Here is a 19,828-nt window from a genome sequence, read left to right on the forward strand (position 1 = left end):
TCACGAATTTCTTTACAAAATGCTTTTTACTGCCTTAAAAAAACCGCGAATCTAAGATTAACTTTATCCATTTATAAAGAAAAACTCGTGCATTCGTGGCTTCTTCTTTCAAATAGTCCGCGATTTTTCCGTATTATTTTTTTGCCACAAATTCACGAATTTCTTTGCAACATGTTATTACTGTTTGTAAAAAATCCGCGAATTTTAAATAAACTGAAGCAATTTGAAATGAAAAACTCGTGCAGTCGTGGCGCTTATTACCCAAAAAAAGGAATGGGCAAAAACCCATTCCTTTTGATGATTTAAAATCTTTACTAATCCAAGTAATTAATCCTGAAGTTCCAACCAACGCATTTCTAAAGCCTGAAGCTTCTCTGCAATGGTTTCTAAATCTTTCGAATAGACCGCGATTTTTCCGTAATCTGTTTCGTTATTTAATTTCTCCAGAATTTCTGCCCTCTGTTTTTCTAACTTGGGGATTTCTTTATCAATCTCTTTTAGCTCCTGCTGCTCTTTGAATGATAATTTCCTGGTGACCACTGTTGGCGATGAAACCACAGTCTCTATTTTTTTAGGAGTTTCAACCACCGGAGCAACAACTTTTTTGTTCTGTTCCTGAGATTTCTTTTCACGATATTCTGAGAAATTACCCACAAAATCTTTGATGATTCCGTCGCCTTCAAAAGCCAGAACGTGATCTACAATACGGTCCATAAAATACCTGTCGTGAGAAACAATTATTAGACTTCCCTGAAATTGCAACAGGAAATTCTCTAAAACCGTCAAAGTTGGTAAATCCAAATCATTGGTCGGCTCATCGAAAATCAGGAAGTTCGGATTCTGATACAAGACATACATCAAATGCAGGCGTCTTTTTTCACCACCAGAAAGTTTAGAAATCGGCGAATACTGCGTTTGGTCGTCAAATAAAAACAAACGTAAAAACTGCGAGGCAGAAATCGTCCGTCCGTTTGCCAACGGGAAATTTTCTGAAATATCTTTAATAAAGTCGATCACTCTTTGATCTTCTTTATACTTTAAACCTTTTTGCGAAAAATAACCGAATTTAATGGTTTCACCGGTTTCAATAGACCCGGAATCATAAGGTTCCAAACCTTGAATAATATTTAAAAGCGTCGATTTTCCGGCTCCGTTTTTTCCAACGATCCCCACTTTTTCCCCTCGTTGAAATTGGTAAGAGAAATCTTTCAGCAATAAATTATCACCGTAACTTTTGCCGATATCATGTAATTCAAGAATTTTTGTTCCGAGCCGTTTCATCTCAAAATCAAGCTCGAGTTTTTCTTTTCTGGTGTCGGTTTTCGCTACTTTTTCGGTTTCGTAAAAATCGCTTTGGCGTGATTTAGATTTCGTCGTTCTCGCTTTTGGCTGACGGCGCATCCACTCCAATTCCTTTCTGTAAAGGTTTTGTGCTTTGTCGATCGTAGAATTCATATTGTCTTCGCGGATGATTTTATTCTCCAGATACGTTCCGTAACTCCCGTTATGAACATACATATTAAAATCTTCAATTTCCCAAATAATATCACAAACCGCATCCAGGAAATACCGGTCGTGCGTTACCAGAAGTAAAGTCACCATCGCTTTTGAGAGATAATTCTCCAGCCATTCCACCATATCCACATCCAGGTGGTTGGTCGGCTCATCCATAATCAATAAAGTATGGCGGTGCTGCGCGCGCGTTTCTACCAGAAGTTTTGCCAGGGCAACTCTTTTAATTTGACCACCGGAAAGGGTTTTCATTTTCGAAGTCAAATCCGTGATTTTTAACTGGCTGAGAATCTGGCTCATTTCATTTTCCAAATCCCAGGCTTCGTGAACTTCCATTTCATTCAGCGCTTTATCCATATCATCCGGATTTTCGGAGATCAAAGCGTGATGGTAATTTTTCAACGCCATAATCGGCGCAGAATCCAAAGTCATCATGAATTCTTCAACATTCAGTTCGCCTTCAAAATCGATTTCCTGATCAAATAAAACGACCTGAATATCTTTGTTAATGGTAACTGTTCCTGAATCGGCGATTTCTTTACCCATCAAAATTTTGAGCAAAGTCGATTTTCCGGAGCCGTTTTTGGCAACGATGGCAATTTTATCACCTTCATTAATATGGAAAGTGATGTCTTTGAAAAGTGTTTTTACCCCGTAAGATTTCGTAAGGTTTTCGGCTGAAATGTAATTCATTATGTATTTGGACTGAGTGATTTTTGAAAGGTGCAAAAGTACGGAAATTAGATGAGAGATTTTTAGATGAGAGATAAAAGACTTCTTTGCGCTTTGTTTTTAATCAAAAGAGAGCACTTTTAATTTCTAAAATTTAGTTAAAGTCACCGACTTTAACAATTCTTTAGCACAATCCTACAAATAATTTTAGAATATTTGCCAAAATTAATTTATGAAAAAAGCATCTTTACTTTTTATTCTCCTTTTTGGATTTTTAATAAATGCACAAATTATCTCCGGAACCATTTTTTCTAAAGAAGACCGGCAACCCATTCCTTACGCGAAAATTGGAATCGAAAACGAAAATACCGGAACCATCGCCGATGAAAACGGCCATTTTAAAATTGATTTAACCAACATCGACATAAATAAAGCTTTAAAAATTGAAGTTGGTGGTTTTGAAAAATATGCAGTTTCAGTGGCTCATTTTTTAAAAGAAAAGCAACGCCCGATTTTCCTAACTGAAAAAGTAAAAGATATTCAGGAAGTAGTCATTAATCCTAAAAAATATATTAGAAAAAACTGGGGAATCAACACGAAAACCCAAAGTATACAGATCGGTCATATTCCTTCAAAAAGTGAAGAAGATCTTTCAAAAGAAGTTGCCATGCTTTTTAAAACCAATAAAAAGGCAAAAATTGAAAAAATCAACATCAATATTTCTAATTTCAAAACTGACAAACCGGTCTTTATAAGGTTTACTGTTTACGATAAAAATCTGAATTCAATTCTTATTGAAGATCTACACGACGAAATCACTTCAGATAAAATCGTTGATAACACTTATAGTTACGATGTTTCTAAAAACAACATCTGGGTAAATAATCATTTCTATATCGGAATTCAGTTGCTGAATCGTTTCGAAGGTGCTTTTTATATGAGTGGCGCGCTGATGGGAAACAAAACCATTTACAGAAATTATTTAGGCGAATGGAAAAAGGTTCCGATGGTAAGCCCGGCAATCAACATCGATGTGAAAGTTCAAAAATAATTCATAGTTTTAATCTCAATATTTGCAGAATACCTTATTTTTACATCGTAACAAATTTTATAAAATGAAAAAAACTTCACTGATATTACTCGTGTTTTTCAGCATCATCACTTTTGGACAGGGAATGAAATTCGAGGAAAACAAAACCTTTAAAGATCTTTTGGCACTTGCCAAGAAAGAAAACCGACTTCTTTTTTTAGACGCTTACACCACGTGGTGCGGTCCCTGCAAAATGATGGCAAAAAACGTTTTTCCACAGGCTTCCGTTGGAGAATTTTACAATGCCAATTTCATCAATTCTAAAATTGATATGGAAAAAGGCGAAGGAATCGATATTGCGAAAAAGTATAATGTGCGAGCCTATCCTACCTATCTTTTCATCAATGGAGACGGCGAACTGATTCATCGTGTGACTTCTTATTACGACCCCGAAGATTTCATCAATGTCGGGAAAGATGCCGTAGATCCTTCAAAACAAATGGGCGCGCTTAAAAAGAAATTTGAAGCTGGCGAAAAAGATCCGGAATTTCTGAAAAATTTCATCAAAGTGTATGCTTACACAGATCCTGTTTTGGCATCGAAAGTAGCCAAAACCTACTTTGACGGTAAAAAAGCAAATCTTTTGACTCAGGAAGATTTATCTTATCTTTTTTCATTGACGAAAGACAGCAACTCTCCCCTTTTTCCCGAATTTATCTCCCGTAAAGACGAATTACTGAAACTGATGCCGGAAGAAAATTACAACAGAACTGTTAATAATTTTAAACTGAACGCGATTTTCAATACTTCTTTTGACCAAACCACAAAAATTCTTGATGAGAAAAAATTTATCACAGAAGCTAAAAAAATAATGTCTGAAGAGAAAGCGAATTCCCTGTTATTGAAAGCAAAAATGAAAATTGCTGCTTCTGCCAAAGATACCGCTGCTTATCAAAAATACGCTGTAGCCTACTACAAAGACGGAGCATCTGCGGAATTTACCTGGGATGAACTCAACTCTGTTTCCTGGTACTTTTTTGAAAATATCACAGACAAAACCGCTTTAGGGAAAGCGATTCTTTGGGCAAAGCAATCGGTAAAACTGAATGAGGGTTACGCCAATACCGATACGCTCGCAAATCTTTATTTAAAGACCGGAGACAAGGTGAATGCCAAAATATGGGCAGCAAAAGCCATTGAACTGGCCAAAAAAGAAGGGGAAGATTATGCAGAAACGCAGGCTTTATTAAATCAACTTAAATAGACCATTTCATTATATTTATATACCGAAGAGGATGCCCAAAAGCATCCTTTTTTGTTAATCTAAAGTCAACCTTTTCAGCGACCACAGATTCCCGTTGAAAACATTCAGATCTACTTTGGTATTGATTCCGTATACGATTCCGTTTTCGGTGAACTGCCAGATTTTCCAGTCAGCATCGGGTGACGGTTGTGGCACATCGTTATAATTCGCCAGCCACATCGGATAATCATCAAACTCGCCTTTCAGAAAATCTTTGTGATAATGGTAATAAGTGTAAATAATCGGTTTCACGCCGTACGCTTCTTCGACTATCCGGCACCAAATCTTCAGATCTTCAATTAATTTCTTGGTCGATTTTTTCCGCGGAATTTTTTCAATATCTAAAATCGGTGGTAGGTCTCCGGATTCCAGTTTCACATTGTCGAGAAAATTATTGGCCTGCATTACAGGATCTTCATCGGCTCTGTAAAAATGATATGCTCCCCGGATGAGTTCATGTTTTTTCGAAAGCTGCCAAAACTCATCAAAATGTTTATCAGCAGATCTGTTGCCCATCGTCGCCCGCAGAACCACAAATTTTATAGGAATAGCGCGGTTCCCGATACTTAAACTGTCCCAGGTAATATCTTCTTTTTTTTGGTAATGAGAAACATCCATCCCAAAAGTTTTATCGGCGTAATCACCGATAATCCTGTTGATTCTGTTTTCTTCCCTTTCAGAATTCGACAGTTTTTTATGTTCGAACTTATTGAAATACATCGCATAATAAAACGCGATTTTCTGCTTTAAATAAAAGCCGGTTCCGAATAATGCCAAAGCCAAAAAAAGCAATAAAATTTCCCGGCGCAGAAGAAAATGTCTCCTGCGTTTTTTATGAATTTTCCGGGTGGTTCTTCTTTTAACAGTTCTCTTGGCCATGGGTTTGCAAAAATAGATTTTTTAGGGTAAAAAAAACGATGAAAAAATGCAGGTGGAAAAGTTTCGACTCAAATCCTCCTTAAGAACTTTTACAACCTTAGCTTTTAAAACATTAATTGAATTAAAAATAAAATGAACAGAAAGGATTATTTAGAAAAATAGTAACTTCTCATCAAATTAAATTTATGAAAAAAATTCTGCAGATTTCCACCTTGTTTTTTATCCCATTTCTATACGGACAACAAGTTTCGGATTATCAATATATTTATGTTCCGGAAAAATTCAGTGATACCGAAGTCAACAAATTCGGTTTGAATGATTTGCTGAAACTCAAATTAAAACAGAAAAAATTCACAGTAATTACCGAATCCAAAGAAAAATGGCCTGCAGAATTATTACAAAACCCTTGTCACATTCTAACAGCAGAACTATTGAACAGCAGTAATATGTTCAAAAACAGACTTAAGATTGAATTTAAAGACTGTCAAACTACAACAATCAGTTCTTTGGAAGGAAAATCTTCTATCAAGGAATTTGAACCCGGAATGCGAGACGCGTTAGAAGATGCCGCGAAAAAAGTGCCGGTTTCAATGCCTGTTGAGAAATCGATGGTGACTGAAAAAGTAGAACCTGCAAAAATAAATCAGAAATCAGAAATTGTCAAGAAAGATTTGCCGCTCGTTTCAGAAAGTAAAAACATTAAAGTGGTACCGGCTCCAAAAGAAGGCGCGACCGCGGGACAAAAAGCAGAAGTTTACAGTAACGGAACTTTATCGGTGAACAGAATTTTGCTAGCCAATGGAGAATTTATTTTAGTTCATCCAAATAATTCGGTTCCGTATGCCACCTTCAAACCTTCCACTAAAAAAGACGTTTATCGGGTTCAACTCGCTGATGGAACGGCAACTTTGGGTTATTTTGAAAACGGCGAAATCATCGTAGAATTAGATAATTCAGACGGAAGTTTCAGAAAAGAGGTCTTTTCAAAAAAGTAATCTTTAATTCGGATTAAAATACTCCCAAACCACTTTCCCTTTCGATTTTCCCAGAATTTCTTCCAGAGTCTCTAAATTCGATTCTTTAATTCTCTTGACTGATTTCAGTTTCTGAAGCAACATTTCAATCGTCTTTTCACCCACTCCGGGAATTTCATCGAGTTCGGATTTGATGGTTGAATTTTTGCGTCTGGTTCGGTGATGTTTCACGCCAAAACGATGCGATTCGTCCCGAACTCTTTGCAGTATTTTTAAAGTTTCAGATTTTTTATCGAGATATAACGGAATAGAATCTTCGGGGAAATAGATTTCTTCCAAGCGTTTTGCAATTCCGATGATGGTGATTTTTCCGTACAGACCGAGCAGCTTCAAACTTTTTACAGCAGACGAAAGCTGGCCTTTTCCACCATCAATTAAAATAAGCTGCGGCAAAGGTTCTGCTTCTTCTAAAAGCCTTTTGTACCGCCGGTAAATCACTTCTTCCATCGTCTTATAATCGTCCGGACCTACCACCGTTTTAGGATGGAAAATACGATAATCGGCTTTGCTGGGTTTTCCATCTTTAAAAACGACGCAAGCGGAAACGGGATTTGTTCCCTGAATATTCGAGTTGTCAAAACCTTCAATATGTCGCGGTTCCACAGGCATCCGAAGCAGTTTCTGCATCTCTGCCATGATTCGGTTGGTATGTCTTTCGGGATCTACGATTTGAACCTGTTTCAGTTTTTCAACACGGTATTCTTTGGCATTTTTTTCAGACAGTTCCACGATTCTTTTCTTATCCCCGACTTTAGGAACAATCAGTTTCACGTTAGGAATTTCTAATGTTAAATGAAAAGGAATCAGAATTTCTTTAGAATCAGAATTAAATTTCTGGCGAATCTCAATCATCGCTTCTTCCAGCATATCTTCGTCAGATTCCTCCAGAATTTTCTTTATTTCTGTGGTGAAACTCTGGATAATATTTCCGTTCTGAATTTTAAAATAATTAATGTAGGCCGCAGTTTCATCGCTCGTCATCCCAAAAACATCTACATCATCAATGTTTGGATTGACCACCGTGTGCTTGTGCTGAAAATCTTCCAGCAAATCGATTTTCTCCTTTATTGTCTGAGCATTTTCAAATTCCAAATTTTTAGCAAAAGCTATCATCTGATTGGTCAGATATTCTTTCGCCGTCCGGAAATCACCTTTAATAATTCCGCGTATCGCATCAATTTTTCTATCATAACTTTCTTTCAATTCCAGCATTTCGCAGGGACCTTCGCAGTTTTTGATATGATATTCCAGGCAAACCCTATATTTTCCTTCCGCAATTTTTTTGGGTGAAAGGTTCAGATTACAGGTCCGGATTTTATAGAGGTGTTTGATGGTATCGAGCAAAACCTTGGCTGGGCGGACTTTCGCATAAGGTCCGAAATATTCTGAACCATCTTTAATTTTCGTCCGCGTTAAAAAAACACGCGGAAAATCTTCATTTTTAATGCAGATCCAGGGATAGGTTTTGTCATCTTTGAGCATGACATTGTAAAACGGCTGATGTTCTTTAATTAAATTATTTTCCAACAAAAGCGCGTCGTATTCGCTATTCACGACGGTAGTTTCCAGCCGGAATATTTTGGCGACCATAATTTTCGTACGGTAACCCGGCTGATTTTTATTAAAGTAAGAAAGTACTCTTTTCTTTAAATTCTTCGCTTTTCCAACGTAGAGTAAATTACCTTTTTTATCATAATACCGATAAACTCCGGGATCGGATGGCAAAGTTTTCAGTTGAAGTTCAAGATCAGCATTCATGATACAAAAATAGGGATTTGCTTCGTAAAAAAGAACCGCTAAAAATAAAACCAGCCTGCCGAAATGGACAGACTGGTTTAAAATTAAATTTTAAAAGATCACGGCTTTACATTTTCAGGAATCTCGAGAGCGATTATTTCATTTTTATAATCAGCCAGCTGAAGTTCCACCGTTTTTATATTCTTTTTGAAAAAAGGAGTTTCTGCAAATAATTTTTCGTAATAATTCACGCCTTCGATCAAATTGGTTTTAAAGGTTTTCCATTTTTTAACCTGAGCATTGGTGAAACTGTCGGAGAATTCCTCGATTTCATTTTTCAGATAATCTACATACATTTTCAGTTCATTGACGAAAATATTCGGACGGTTCTGCTCCGGCATTACGTTTTCGTTTCCGTAAATATGTTTCACCATATCAGAAAGCGAAACTTCTTTGTCGAAATAAGCAAGATTAGGTCCGGGACAAACCACGACTCCCTGCTTTTCTCCTTTAATCTGGATTTCGCTTTCGAGATAAGACGAATTCACCAAACCAACACATAGGCAGGATTTCTCTGTGATTTTTGATTTTCTTTTGTCGTATTCTTTTAAAGATATTTCCTCTTTAACCTCCTCTAAATCATTCAGTTTTACGGTTTGATATTTTCGGGAAGCGGTACAAATTCCTTCGGGTCCAAATTCTTTGCTTAAAGCCAAATACTTTTTCGGGCAAGAACTTCCGGCTTTTTCTTTATTAATTTTTTCCTGTTTGAAAAACTCATTCGTACTTCCTTTAATCGTATTAAAAGGAATCCCGAGCGGAGAAATATTGCTTAAATAAAAATCTTCTTCTTTAGATTTTGCTAACAGTTCCCGCGTTTCTCTGTCCACAGAAGTCGCTTCGGGAACAAGTAAAAAAGGCGATCCCCAACCGATGCTGTCAACTTGGTAATTCTCCAGCAAAAACTCGTGTTCTTCGGCGGTCCCCACTCCACCCTGAACGGTGATTTTCATTTCTAATGGTTCACTCGGACAAGGAATTTCCTTTTGAGTCAAAGCATTTACCATCAATTCATGAGCAGACGAAATCAGATCGTTTTTCTTTTGTTTGAACTCTTCCATAATCGGTCCCAGCAATAAACCATCTGTTGCAAAGGCGTGACCTCCACAATTCAAGCCCGATTCTACCCGATATTCCGAAACCCAAAGCCCTTTTTTTGCCAGGAAATTCCCCTGAATCATCGCAGACCGGAAATCACTTACTTTCAAAATAATTTTCTTTTTGAGTTCTCCTTTTACATTTGGAAAAAAATCGGGGAAAGATTCAAAATAACTGTATAATCTCGGATTCATTCCTGCAGAAAGTACAATGGAAGACGAAAGTTTACTGTTGGCAAAACCTCTCAAAGAAACGTGCGCATCATTATAAATGACTGGCAACTGCTCCCCTTTTACGAAATTATCCTTGTCTACTTTGGTCATGATATTCACATCAATACTTCCGGGAGAAAGGTGACTTTCTAAAAATTTCCGAACATTTTCGGTGAAATTTTCCTTTTGATCAGCGAGGTTCTCCAGTCCCTTTTTAAGTTCAGATTTGTTGGGAAGAATATCGATGTACTGACTAAGTGCTTCCTTGCTTTTACTTAATTCCTGCTTGAAATTTTCGAATTTCATATTCACCACATCGTGAACCATATCCAGGTAAGCGGTGATTCTTTTGGCACGGTAATCTTCAATCTTATTGGAAATTCCGGTATAGCTGAAATTATTTCTTTTGTGATAAAGACAGTTCATTTTCTCGATAATCTCGTCATCGATAATTGAAATTACAGACGAAATTCCGTATTGTGCAACTCGAATCGGACTGTCGATTGTATATGCCAATCCCATTACCGGAATGTGAAAATTGTGCGCGGGTTTTTTCTTATTCATATTTTTTATTGGTCCTTTTATTAATTAGATAATTTTAAACACCCATCAAAATTAGAATTAAATTTTTAATTATGTATCGGATAGCAACTTTAATAATACGCTGATTGTATGACTTTTGTCAGCAAATAAAAAAGCTCCGAACTATTCCTGCAGATTGTTAAAAAATTGTATTTTTAGACAAAATCTAATTAATGAAAATTTACGGCGTAGATACTTTTACAATTACCGATGTAATGGCGATTTTAGACAACCCTAAAAAAGCAAAACTCAACAAAGAAGCCAAACAGAAAATTCTGAAATCTCAGCAAAACGTGCAGAAAATCGTAGCTTCTGACCGAACGGTTTATGGAATCAATACAGGTTTTGGTCCGCTTTGCGATGTGAAAATTTCGGAAGAAGAAACAGCTCAACTTCAGTATAATTTAATTATTTCGCATGCAGTAGGCGTTGGAAAACCAATTGCCAAGGATTATTCGAAAGTGATGATGATTGCAAAAATTCATGCGTTGTCAAAAGGATTTTCAGGCGTTTCTCTGGAAGTGATTGAGCGATTGATTCTGATGCTTGAAAATGATATTATTCCGGTGGTGCCTGAGCAAGGTTCTGTAGGCGCTTCCGGAGATTTGGCTCCGCTGGCGCATTTGGTTTTACCGCTTTTAGGTTTGGGAAAAGTTTGGCAAAAAGATGAAATTCAAGAGACTGGAAAAGTTCTGAAAAAGCATGGTTTAAAACCGTTGCAACTCGGTCCGAAAGAAGGATTGGGTCTAATTAACGGTACCCAGTTTATTTTAGCACATGCTATTTTAGGTTTGCATCGATTTGAATATTTACTCGACCTGGCAGATTTAACGGCGGCTGTAAGTTTGGAAGCTTATCGCGGTTCGGCAAGTCCGTTTAAAAAGGAACTTCATGATATCCGTCCGTTTGACGGCAGCCGGAAAGTGGCATCAAGGATGCGGAAATTTTTAAAAGATTCTGACAATTTAAAAAGTCATGAATTTTGTGACCGTGTTCAGGATCCTTATTCTATGCGTTGTGTTCCTCAGGTTCATGGGGCGAGCAGAAATTCTTTTGAACATTTAAAAAATTTAGCAGAAACCGAATTGAATTCGGTGACGGATAATCCGATTGTATTAAGTGCGGAAGAGTCGATTTCAGGTGGTAATTTTCACGGACAGTTATTGGCTTTACCATTGGATTACGCCACTTTAGCTGTAGCGGAACTGGGAAATATTTCTGACCGAAGAAGTTATCTTTTACTGGAAGGAAAATATGGTTTACCAAGATTATTAACGGAAAGTTCAGGATTAAATTCCGGCTTTATGATTCCACAATACACTTCTGCTGCGTTGGTTACGGAGAATAAAACCTTGTGTTTTCCGGCTTCGGCAGATTCTATTCCAACGAGTTTGGGACAGGAAGACCACGTTTCTATGGGAAGTATTTCCGGTAGAAAATTCAATCAGGTTTTGGGGAATTTAGAAAATATTCTTGCTGTAGAATTAATGTTTGGAGCGCAGGGATTAGAATTCCGGCGACCGGCAAAATGCGGAAAGTTTGTAGAAAACGCCTATTCATTAATCCGGACGAAAGTAGCCAAATTAGAAGAAGACCGACTGATCGGCGAAGATATGTTGGCAATCGCAGAGTTAATCAGAGAAAGAAAGTTTGAGGTGAATTAAGTCTGACTTCAAATAAAATGAAGTTGTTTAAAAAAAGCAATTTACCACATCATTTTAAGACAAAAATTTCAAAATAAAAAATTCCATCAAAATTAATTGATGGAATTTTTATTTATTATTGAAAAATATAACTTAAGCCCAGGCTAAGCACCTGTTCCGATTTCTTTTTTGCAATATTGGGATCAGATCCCGGTTCATTCATTAAACCTTTGTAGGTATTGCTCAATCCAAGATCATATCTTGCAGCGATTTCAAGTTGCCGCTTCAATGAATAACCCACGCCGAAACCCAAAGCAAAATTAAAACTGTTTGCCTTTCCGTTTACGCCTGGGTAAGCAGACAGTTCGTCAACAGCATAATATGGCTTACTTGGATCGGTGACTTTCTGATTCACCAAAAAATTAAATTTCGGTCCGGCCATTGCAAAAAACTCGGACTCGGCTTCAGAAAAATACGCTTTAAAATAAATAGGAACACTGATATAGTTGTTGGCATAAACTGCATCGTACCCAATTTTTCCTTTCGCATCTTTATCCTTTCCGGTTTCACCGGCTCCCAGATATTCAACCTGAGGCTGAATGTAAAACTGGTTATTACTGTCTACAGGGATCATTGCCAAAACCCCACCATAACCAGAAAATCTGGGACCTGATGGATTATGGGCATTACTTATCCTCGAATAAGTTCCTCCTGCGGTAATTCCGAATCGCGTGCTGCTGAAATCAATTTGAGCTGATAAAACGGCAGCTGCACATAGTGCTGAACTGAGTAATAATTTTTTCATATTGTGTTTTTTAAAATCTGTTTTGTACTTGCGTTCATACAAAGATATAAAAAAATGCAACCAACAAAAAAGCGTCTTGCAAAAATTACAAGACGCTTTATATTATTAAGGAAAATTATCCTAAAACTTTGGCCACCGTAGCGCCGATCTCCGCTGGAGAATCTACTACGTGAATTCCGTTTTCTCTCATAATGGCCATTTTTGCCTGAGCAGTATCATCATCACCACCAACGATTGCACCTGCATGACCCATTGTTCTACCTTTAGGAGCAGTTTGTCCCGCGATAAATCCAACAACCGGTTTTTTAGAACCACTTTCTTTGTACCATCTTGCAGCTTCAGCTTCTAAGTTACCACCGATTTCACCAATCATCACTACTGCTTCAGTTTCCGGGTCATTGATGAATAATTCCAACGCTTCTTTTGTCGTTGTTCCGATAATCGGGTCACCACCAATTCCGATTGCTGTAGAAACACCGTAACCGGCTTTTACCACCTGGTCTGCTGCTTCGTAAGTTAAAGTTCCTGATTTAGAAACGATTCCTATTTTTCCTTTTTTGAAAACGAAACCAGGCATAATTCCTATTTTGGCTTCATCAGAAGTAATAATTCCCGGGCAGTTTGGCCCAATCAATCTGCTATCTTTGTCAGCAAGGTATGCTTTCACTTTCACCATATCTGCAACCGGAATTCCTTCGGTAATACATACGATTACTTTGATTCCTGCTTCTGCTGCTTCCATAATCGCATCTGCAGCAAATGCCGGCGGCACGAAAATAATACTCACATTAGCTCCGGCTTTTTCTACCGCATCTGCAACCGTATTAAAAACCGGTTTTCCCAAATGCTCAGAACCTCCTTTTCCTGGGGTAACTCCACCTACGACATTTGTTCCGTATTCGATCATTTGCCCTGCATGGAAAGTTCCTTCATTTCCGGTAAATCCCTGTACGATTACTTTAGAATCTTTGTTTACTAATACTGACATTTTTTATTTTTTAAATTTATTATTCAATTAATGATTACAAAATTACTTAATAATATTTGAACTTGCTGGCATCTATAGCCGTTATTTCAACTTCTTAAGCTTCACTTCCTTTCTTAAATACTGCCGGAATTCTTCCGCAATGGGTCCGAAATAAGTTCCTTTTTGCAAATCCCTGTTTACACCGCATTTTGCTAAAAGAACCGTTCCGCTTTCTACACGGACACCTGAGGCCATCCCCACCTGTCCCCAAATGGTGACTTCATCTTCGATGATGCAGCATCCTGCAATGCCTGTTTGGGAAGCAATGAGGCATTTTTTTCCGATAATGGTGTCGTGTCCGATCTGGATTTGATTGTCTAAAACAGAACCTTCGCCAATCACCGTAGCATCGGTAACTCCTCTGTCGATGGTACAGCCGTTTCCTATTTCTACATTATTTTCTATAATGACATTTCCGACTGAAATTAACCGGTCAAAATTTCCGTTAAATTTTCTGTAATAAAAGGCATCACCGCCCACAACTGTATTGGACTGAATGATGACGTTATCGCCAATTACCGTTCGGTCGCCAATCACAACATTCGGAAAGATGATACAGTCGTTTCCGATTTTCACATTATTACCAATGACTACAGAAGAATGAATTTGCGTGCGTTCTCCTACTTCCAGTTCATGCAGCGTTTCGCCGAAGTTGGTAATTTTTGTAAAATGGGTATTGATTTTATTAAAATCCCTGAACGGATCATCAGAAACGAGCAGTGCTTTTCCGGCTGGGCACTCTACTTCCTTATCGATAAGAATAATGGTTGCCGCAGAATGGAGTGCTTTATCATAATATTTCGGATGATTTACAAAAACAATTTCTCCACTTTTCACCCTATGAATTTCATTGGTTCCTAAAACCGGAAAATTTTCGTCGCCAATCATTTTAGCGCCAATAATTTCTGAGATTGATTTCAGGGTTTGTGGTTTTGTAAAAGTCATCGGTCGGTTTTATTAAAATTATTTCACTCTTTCCAAGTAAGATCCATCTTCGGTATTTACTTTAATTTTATCACCAGCTTCGATGAACAATGGCACCATTACTCTGGCTCCTGTTTCTACGATGGCATTTTTCAATGCGTTGGTTGCAGTATTTCCTTTCACTCCCGGATCTGCTTCAATTACTTCCAAATAAACTGTTGGTGGGATTTCGGCTGACAAAGGAGATTCGTCGCTGTCTTTTAAAATGATGGTTACTTCTTCGCCTGCCTTCATAAACTGAGCGTTTTCAATCATTTCTTTATCAAGATAGATCTGCGAAAAATCTTCATTATTCATAAAGTGATATCCATTATCATCTTCATACAGATATTGGAATTTTCTGGTAATTACCTTGACCTCATCGATTTTGTGACCTGCCGAAAAAGTATTGTCTAAGACTTTACCATTGGTAACCGACTTCATTTTTGTTCTTACGAAAGCTGGACCTTTACCTGGTTTCACGTGTAAAAAATCAATAATTTTGAAAATATCGTTACTGAATTCGATACACATTCCTTTTTTAATATCGTTGCTTGTTGCCATATATTATGTTATTATAATCACAGGATTACGTCCTGTTCTTTCCCTTCGGGACTTGTTGTTTTTTTATTGGTAATAGTCAGCGGATTATCTCCTGTTCTTTATTAAATGATCCCTTTGGGGATTTATGAAAATCGATATTATTCTTTACCGGTCCCATATCCTTTTACGATTCCGCGTGGTGAATTTCTGATGAACTCAAGAATTTCATCGCGCTCTGCGGTAGGCAGCATTTCCTTTTCTATATAACTTGAAGCTTGAGAAACATTCATTTTCATTTGATAAACAGCGCGGTAAATTTTCTGAATTTCAAAAATTTTATCATTGGTAAACCCTCTTCTTCTAAGACCCACGGAATTAATTCCAGCGTAATTCATTGGTTCACGCGCCACTTTAACATAAGGAGGAATGTCTTTTCTCACTAAAGTTCCTCCTGAAATCATGACATGTTTGCCAATTTTACCAAATTGATGTACGGCCGAAAGTCCTCCCATAACGGTATAATCGCCCACCTCTACATGACCTGCAAGCGCAGAGCCGTTTACAATGATAACATGATCACCCAAAACGCAATCGTGGGCAATATGAACAGTAGCCATGATCAAACAATCTTCACCAATTTTGGTATAACCAAGGGCTTTTGTTCCTCTGTTGATGGTCACACATTCTCTAACGGTTGTTCTGTCGCCGATAATCACCTGCGTTTCTTCACCGTCGAATTTCAAATCCTGTGGAATTGCGGAAATTACAGTGCCCGGAAAAATCCTACAATTTTTGCCGATTCTGGCTCCATCCATGATGGTCACATTCGACCCAATCCAAGTTCCTTCGCCAATTTCCACATCACCGGCAATCGTTGTAAACGGTTCTACGGTAACGTTTTTGCCTATTTTTGCACGCTGGTCTACGGCAGCTAATTGATGTACCATTTAATCCGGTTTGTTTTTTGCCACCTGGGCCATCAGCTCTGCTTCTACCACAACGCTGTCGCCGACATATCCGTATCCTTGCATGTGCACAATTCCCCGTCTGATAGGTGAAATCAATTCTATTTTAAATACCATCGTATCTCCCGGCACTACTTTTTTCTTGAACTTTACTTTATCCATTTTAATAAAATAAGTCGAGTAATTTTCGGGATCGGGTACGCTTGCCAGAACCAAAATACCTCCGGTCTGGGCTAAAGCTTCTACTTGTAAAACGCCTGGCATCACAGGTTCTTTCGGAAAATGCCCAACGAAAAACGGTTCGTTCATCGTTACATTTTTTAAACCGACCACGTGAGAATCTGAAAGTTCTAAAATCTTGTCAATTAATAAAAACGGTGGTCTGTGCGGCATCAATTTCATAATTCCATTGATGTCGTAAACCGGTTCTTTATAAATATCGATATCGGGAACATTTTTCTTTTTCTGCAGTTTCCACTGTCTGTTTAATTTCTTTGCAAACTGTGTATTGACGAAATGTCCCGGTTTGTTTGCAATAACTTTTCCTTTGATTTTAACACCAACCAGAGCCAAATCGCCTATCACATCGAGTAATTTATGACGTGCTGCTTCGTTAGGATAATTTAAGGTAAGATTGTCTAAAATTCCATTCGGACGGATTGAAACTTCATCTTTTCCGAACGCTTTTTTCAGTCTCTCTGCTGTTTCAGGAGTAAGTTCTTTATCAACATAGACGATGGCGTTTGAAATGTCACCACCTTTAATTAAGCCGGCATCCAAAAGCATTTCCAGCTCGTGTAAAAAGCTGAAAGTTCTTGCTGATGATATTTCGGTTTTGAATTCTGAAATATCCTTTAAAGTGGCGTTTTGGGTTCCCAATACTTTGGTTCCAAAATCGACCATGGTTGTTACTTCATACGTATCGGAGGGAATAATTGTAATTTCTGAACCGGTTGCAGGATCACTGTAACTCAGCACCTCTTTTACAATCAGATATTCTCTTGCTGCAGATTGTTCGATGATCCCTGCTTTCTCGATTGCTTCCACGAAAAATTTAGAAGATCCATCTAAAATTGGTGGTTCTGCACTGTCCATTTCCAAGATGACATTATCGATATCACATCCTACCAAAGCAGCAAGCAAATGCTCGCAGGTATGTATTCTGACGCCCAATTTTTCCAGAGTTGTTCCTCTTTCAGTGGTGGTAACATAGTTGACATCTGCTTCGATATGAGGATTCCCCTCAAGATCGGTTCTTACGAAAACGAAACCTGTATTTTCTTTTGCAGGTTTCATGGTAAGGGTTACTTCCCGACCAGTATGAAGGCCGATTCCGGAGAGAGAGATCTCTTCGTTTAAGGTTTTTTGTTTATCACTCATTAGTTTTATCTTTTGAGTTGAGCTCAAGATTATTTATTCGTTTAACAATATCGGTGAAATTTCTGAAATGCACATAGTTTCTTCGGTATTCGCCTGCGTTGATGGCAGGGGAGCCGTACAGAATTTCGCCGTCTTTGGTGTTAGAATTCACACCACTTTGTGCCTGTATTTTTACTTGATTACCAATCTGAATATGTCCCACAATACCGACTTGACCGCCGATTTGATTCCAGTCGCCAATTACTGTAGAACCTGCAATTCCGGCTTGTGCGGCAATTACATTATTCTGGCCAATTTTTACATTATGAGCGATTTGGATTAAGTTATCGATTTTGGTACCTTTCCCAATAACCGTCGATCCGATAGTTCCTCTGTCAATGCTACAGTTAGAACCAATTTCTACATGATCTTCTAAAATAACATTTCCTAACTGCGGAATTTTCTGATAGCCATCTTTCGTCGGTTGAAAACCAAAACCATCTGAACCGATTACCGTATTGGAATGAATGATGCAGTTATCGCCAATCACACAATAATCGTAAACTCTTACACCACTGTATAAGACACAGTTTTTACCAATCTTTACATTTTTACCGATAAATACCTGCGGATAAATTTGGGAACCATCTCCTATTTTTACCTTTTCAGAGACGCAGGTAAAAGCGCCTACATATACATTCTCGCCTACCGAGGCAGACTCGTGAAACACCGCTCCATCTTCAATTCCAGATTTACGCCCCTGCATTTCCTGATACAGATTCATTAAAACCTGAAACGCCAGATAAGCATCTTCTACAGCAATAATAGTGGGTTGATAAGTTTTTTCGGTTAATAGTTTCTCAGAAACAATTAGAACTGAGCATTTCGATCGATCAATATGCTCTGCAAATCTTTCTTGCGCGACGAAAGAAAGATGGCCTTCTTCTCCACTTTCTATAGGCGATACGCCCGTGATGAGCGCATGCTCATCCCCTATGATTCGTCCGTTAATAAAATTTGCAATCTGCGATGCGGTAAATTCCATATCCTGCAAAGATAACAAATTCCCAAATATTGCAAATCATTTAGGTGACAAAAAACGGCTTTAAATTTCTCGGGGAAATGATAAAATATACTTGGTATTCAGTTGATTGATAAAGGAGGACAGAATTTGATTCTCAGAATGGTCAAGCTTGGTTTTTTCGCCATCTTTTTGCAGTAAATAAATCGGCTGATGCTCTGCATTATACGGCAGAAGATTTCTGGCTATCTGATCTACAAGTTCTGAACCGATATCTTGTCCAAATTTTAGATTTGTTCTGGCGATTTTATCTTCAATAAATTCTTTATCGAAAGGTTTGGAAGACATCAGTGTTTTGGGAAATTTTCTTTGAATAACACAATTACACAGATAAGACAAAACAACATCATCACTTTTTGTCCAGAATTTAATGGCTTGAATTACATCATTATCATCAAGTTCTGTAAAACGCTGAATGTCTTCTCCGGTCGCTTTTTCAAACTCATTTTTGTGTAGGAAATAAGCCAAGTTCTCTGAAGCTGGAAGTTTTTTGCCCTGAGAAACCAGAAATTTTGCCCGTGCTAAAATTTTCACCAAAAGATATTCTGCCAATGCAGACGTTTTATGATAATACACCTGCCAATACATAAACATTCTTGCCGTCAGAAAATTTTCGATGGAATAAATCCCCTTTGCATCGATCACCAGTTCGTCTTCAGAAACATTCATCATCGAAATAATTCTCTGGGTATTTACATTTCCCTCTACGACTCCGGTATAGAAGCTGTCGCGCTTTAAATAATCAAGACGGTCGACATCCAACTGGGAGGAAATCAGCTGATTAAAGAATTTTCTCTGGTATTTTCCCTGAAACATTTCTATCGCCATCGAAAGTTCACCATTGAACTCCTCATTCATTTTATTCATCAGCAACAGCGACAGTTTCTCGTGATGCCAGTCATCCATCAGCATATTTTCTAAAGCGTGCGAAAACGGACCGTGCCCAATATCATGGAGAAGAATGGCCAGCATTGCGGCTTTTTCTTCTTCTTTAGAGATTGTAACACCTTTCAATTTCAAAGTTTCCAACGCGGTAAACATCAAATGCATTGCGCCTAAAGCATGATGAAATCTGGTATGTGTTGCACCGGGAAAAATTAAATTCAATAAACCGGTCTGCGAAATCCGCCGTAATCTTTGAAAATAAGGATGCTCGATCACATCAAAAAGAATTTCGTGGGGAATATTGATAAATCCGTGTACCGGATCATTGATTATTTTAAATTTATTGGTCATAATAGAAACTTCGATCTGCAAATTTACGATTTAGTTTTAAGGTAAGTGCTTCGGTGTCGGTTATGAATTATTCACATCAAGCATTTA

At 37.9% G+C, this 19,828-nt stretch carries 16 protein-coding genes; 4 read left to right on the forward strand and 12 right to left on the reverse strand.

The features are described 5' to 3' along the window. Positions 1-327: 327 nt before the first annotated feature. Positions 328-2,205: an ABC-F family ATP-binding cassette domain-containing protein gene (locus NBC122_RS02285; protein ID WP_133438822.1), complete on the reverse strand. Its 1,878-nt coding sequence runs from the start codon at positions 2,203-2,205 to the stop codon at positions 328-330. A 211-nt stretch (positions 2,206-2,416) separates the two neighbouring features. Here NBC122_RS02285 and NBC122_RS02290 point away from each other — a divergent pair, with 211 nt between their 5' ends. Then, positions 2,417-3,235, forward strand: coding sequence for a carboxypeptidase-like regulatory domain-containing protein (locus NBC122_RS02290; RefSeq protein ID WP_133438823.1), 819 nt, complete (start codon positions 2,417-2,419; stop codon positions 3,233-3,235). Between the two features lie 64 nt (positions 3,236-3,299). Beyond that, positions 3,300-4,478 (forward strand): thioredoxin family protein, encoded by a 1,179-nt coding sequence (locus NBC122_RS02295; RefSeq protein ID WP_133438824.1) that lies wholly within the window; start codon positions 3,300-3,302, stop codon positions 4,476-4,478. A 54-nt stretch (positions 4,479-4,532) separates the two neighbouring features. On the opposite strand, the gene NBC122_RS02300 is transcribed toward NBC122_RS02295, so the two are convergent. Next, positions 4,533-5,396 carry a glycoside hydrolase family 25 protein gene (locus tag NBC122_RS02300; protein ID WP_165983179.1) on the reverse strand — a complete coding sequence of 288 codons (864 nt, stop codon included), beginning with the start codon at positions 5,394-5,396 and terminating at the stop codon, positions 4,533-4,535. A gap of 185 nt (positions 5,397-5,581) precedes the next feature. On the opposite strand from NBC122_RS02300, the gene NBC122_RS02305 reads away from it, so the two are divergent. After that, the gene (locus tag NBC122_RS02305) at positions 5,582-6,391 is read left to right on the forward strand and encodes a hypothetical protein (protein WP_133438825.1); all 810 of its coding nucleotides are present in this window, start codon (positions 5,582-5,584) and stop codon (positions 6,389-6,391) included. Between the two features lie 3 nt (positions 6,392-6,394). Here the strand turns inward: NBC122_RS02305 and uvrC are convergent, their stop codons facing one another. Next, a complete protein-coding gene (gene uvrC / locus NBC122_RS02310) occupies positions 6,395-8,188 on the reverse strand; it encodes an excinuclease ABC subunit UvrC (protein ID WP_133438826.1) in 1,794 nt (597 codons plus the stop codon). 98 nt (positions 8,189-8,286) lie between these two features. Next, positions 8,287-10,101 (reverse strand): hypothetical protein, encoded by a 1,815-nt coding sequence (locus tag NBC122_RS02315; protein ID WP_133438827.1) that lies wholly within the window; start codon positions 10,099-10,101, stop codon positions 8,287-8,289. Positions 10,102-10,292: 191 nt separating this feature from the next. On the opposite strand from NBC122_RS02315, the gene hutH reads away from it, so the two are divergent. Then, positions 10,293-11,783, forward strand: a complete 1,491-nt coding sequence (gene hutH / locus NBC122_RS02320) for a histidine ammonia-lyase (protein ID WP_133438828.1) — start codon at positions 10,293-10,295, stop codon at positions 11,781-11,783. A 115-nt stretch (positions 11,784-11,898) separates the two neighbouring features. On the opposite strand, the gene NBC122_RS02325 is transcribed toward hutH, so the two are convergent. From NBC122_RS02325 to NBC122_RS02360, 8 genes are all read right to left on the reverse strand, one after another. After that, positions 11,899-12,567 (reverse strand): porin family protein, encoded by a 669-nt coding sequence (locus tag NBC122_RS02325; RefSeq protein ID WP_133438829.1) that lies wholly within the window; start codon positions 12,565-12,567, stop codon positions 11,899-11,901. 115 nt (positions 12,568-12,682) lie between these two features. Continuing rightward, positions 12,683-13,555, reverse strand: a complete 873-nt coding sequence (gene sucD, locus NBC122_RS02330) for a succinate--CoA ligase subunit alpha (protein WP_133438830.1) — start codon at positions 13,553-13,555, stop codon at positions 12,683-12,685. 81 nt (positions 13,556-13,636) lie between these two features. Next, positions 13,637-14,539: an LpxD N-terminal domain-containing protein gene (locus NBC122_RS02335; protein ID WP_133438831.1), complete on the reverse strand. Its 903-nt coding sequence runs from the start codon at positions 14,537-14,539 to the stop codon at positions 13,637-13,639. Positions 14,540-14,557: 18 nt separating this feature from the next. Then, positions 14,558-15,121: an elongation factor P gene (gene efp, locus NBC122_RS02340; RefSeq protein WP_133438832.1), complete on the reverse strand. Its 564-nt coding sequence runs from the start codon at positions 15,119-15,121 to the stop codon at positions 14,558-14,560. A 137-nt stretch (positions 15,122-15,258) separates the two neighbouring features. After that, a complete protein-coding gene (lpxA, locus tag NBC122_RS02345) occupies positions 15,259-16,047 on the reverse strand; it encodes an acyl-ACP--UDP-N-acetylglucosamine O-acyltransferase (protein ID WP_133438833.1) in 789 nt (262 codons plus the stop codon). Next, on the reverse strand, positions 16,048-17,445 hold the full coding sequence (locus NBC122_RS02350) for a bifunctional UDP-3-O-[3-hydroxymyristoyl] N-acetylglucosamine deacetylase/3-hydroxyacyl-ACP dehydratase (protein WP_133438834.1): 1,398 nt from the start codon (positions 17,443-17,445) through the stop codon (positions 16,048-16,050). Continuing rightward, entirely contained in the window at positions 17,438-18,469 is a 1,032-nt protein-coding gene (gene lpxD, locus NBC122_RS02355; protein WP_133438835.1) for a UDP-3-O-(3-hydroxymyristoyl)glucosamine N-acyltransferase, read from the reverse strand. The genes NBC122_RS02350 and lpxD overlap by 8 nt, the downstream gene beginning before the upstream one ends. A 60-nt stretch (positions 18,470-18,529) precedes the next feature. Continuing rightward, positions 18,530-19,741, reverse strand: a complete 1,212-nt coding sequence (locus tag NBC122_RS02360) for an HD domain-containing protein (RefSeq protein ID WP_133438836.1) — start codon at positions 19,739-19,741, stop codon at positions 18,530-18,532. Between the last annotated feature and the right edge of the window lie 87 nt (positions 19,742-19,828).

The sequence above is a fragment of the Chryseobacterium salivictor genome (assembly GCF_004359195.1).
In the GTDB taxonomy this organism is placed as follows: Bacteria; Bacteroidota; Bacteroidia; order Flavobacteriales; family Weeksellaceae; genus Kaistella; species Kaistella salivictor.

Bases quoted from the DNA above. Each gene is read 5' to 3' on its own strand.
- hutH (WP_133438828.1), top strand. From the start codon at position 10,293: ATGAAAATTTACGGCGTAGATACTTTTACAATTACCGATGTAATGGCG.
- efp (WP_133438832.1), bottom strand. From the start codon at position 15,121: ATGGCAACAAGCAACGATATTAAAAAAGGAATGTGTATCGAATTCAGT.
- NBC122_RS02305 (WP_133438825.1), top strand. From the start codon at position 5,582: ATGAAAAAAATTCTGCAGATTTCCACCTTGTTTTTTATCCCATTTCTA.
- sucD (WP_133438830.1), bottom strand. From the start codon at position 13,555: ATGTCAGTATTAGTAAACAAAGATTCTAAAGTAATCGTACAGGGATTT.
- lpxA (WP_133438833.1), bottom strand. From the start codon at position 16,047: ATGGTACATCAATTAGCTGCCGTAGACCAGCGTGCAAAAATAGGCAAA.
- uvrC (WP_133438826.1), bottom strand. From the start codon at position 8,188: ATGAATGCTGATCTTGAACTTCAACTGAAAACTTTGCCATCCGATCCC.
- NBC122_RS02290 (WP_133438823.1), top strand. From the start codon at position 2,417: ATGAAAAAAGCATCTTTACTTTTTATTCTCCTTTTTGGATTTTTAATA.
- NBC122_RS02300 (WP_165983179.1), bottom strand. From the start codon at position 5,396: ATGGCCAAGAGAACTGTTAAAAGAAGAACCACCCGGAAAATTCATAAA.
- NBC122_RS02335 (WP_133438831.1), bottom strand. From the start codon at position 14,539: ATGACTTTTACAAAACCACAAACCCTGAAATCAATCTCAGAAATTATT.
- NBC122_RS02295 (WP_133438824.1), top strand. From the start codon at position 3,300: ATGAAAAAAACTTCACTGATATTACTCGTGTTTTTCAGCATCATCACT.
- NBC122_RS02350 (WP_133438834.1), bottom strand. From the start codon at position 17,445: ATGAGTGATAAACAAAAAACCTTAAACGAAGAGATCTCTCTCTCCGGA.
- NBC122_RS02360 (WP_133438836.1), bottom strand. From the start codon at position 19,741: ATGACCAATAAATTTAAAATAATCAATGATCCGGTACACGGATTTATC.
- NBC122_RS02315 (WP_133438827.1), bottom strand. From the start codon at position 10,101: ATGAATAAGAAAAAACCCGCGCACAATTTTCACATTCCGGTAATGGGA.
- NBC122_RS02285 (WP_133438822.1), bottom strand. From the start codon at position 2,205: ATGAATTACATTTCAGCCGAAAACCTTACGAAATCTTACGGGGTAAAA.
- lpxD (WP_133438835.1), bottom strand. From the start codon at position 18,469: ATGGAATTTACCGCATCGCAGATTGCAAATTTTATTAACGGACGAATC.
- NBC122_RS02325 (WP_133438829.1), bottom strand. From the start codon at position 12,567: ATGAAAAAATTATTACTCAGTTCAGCACTATGTGCAGCTGCCGTTTTA.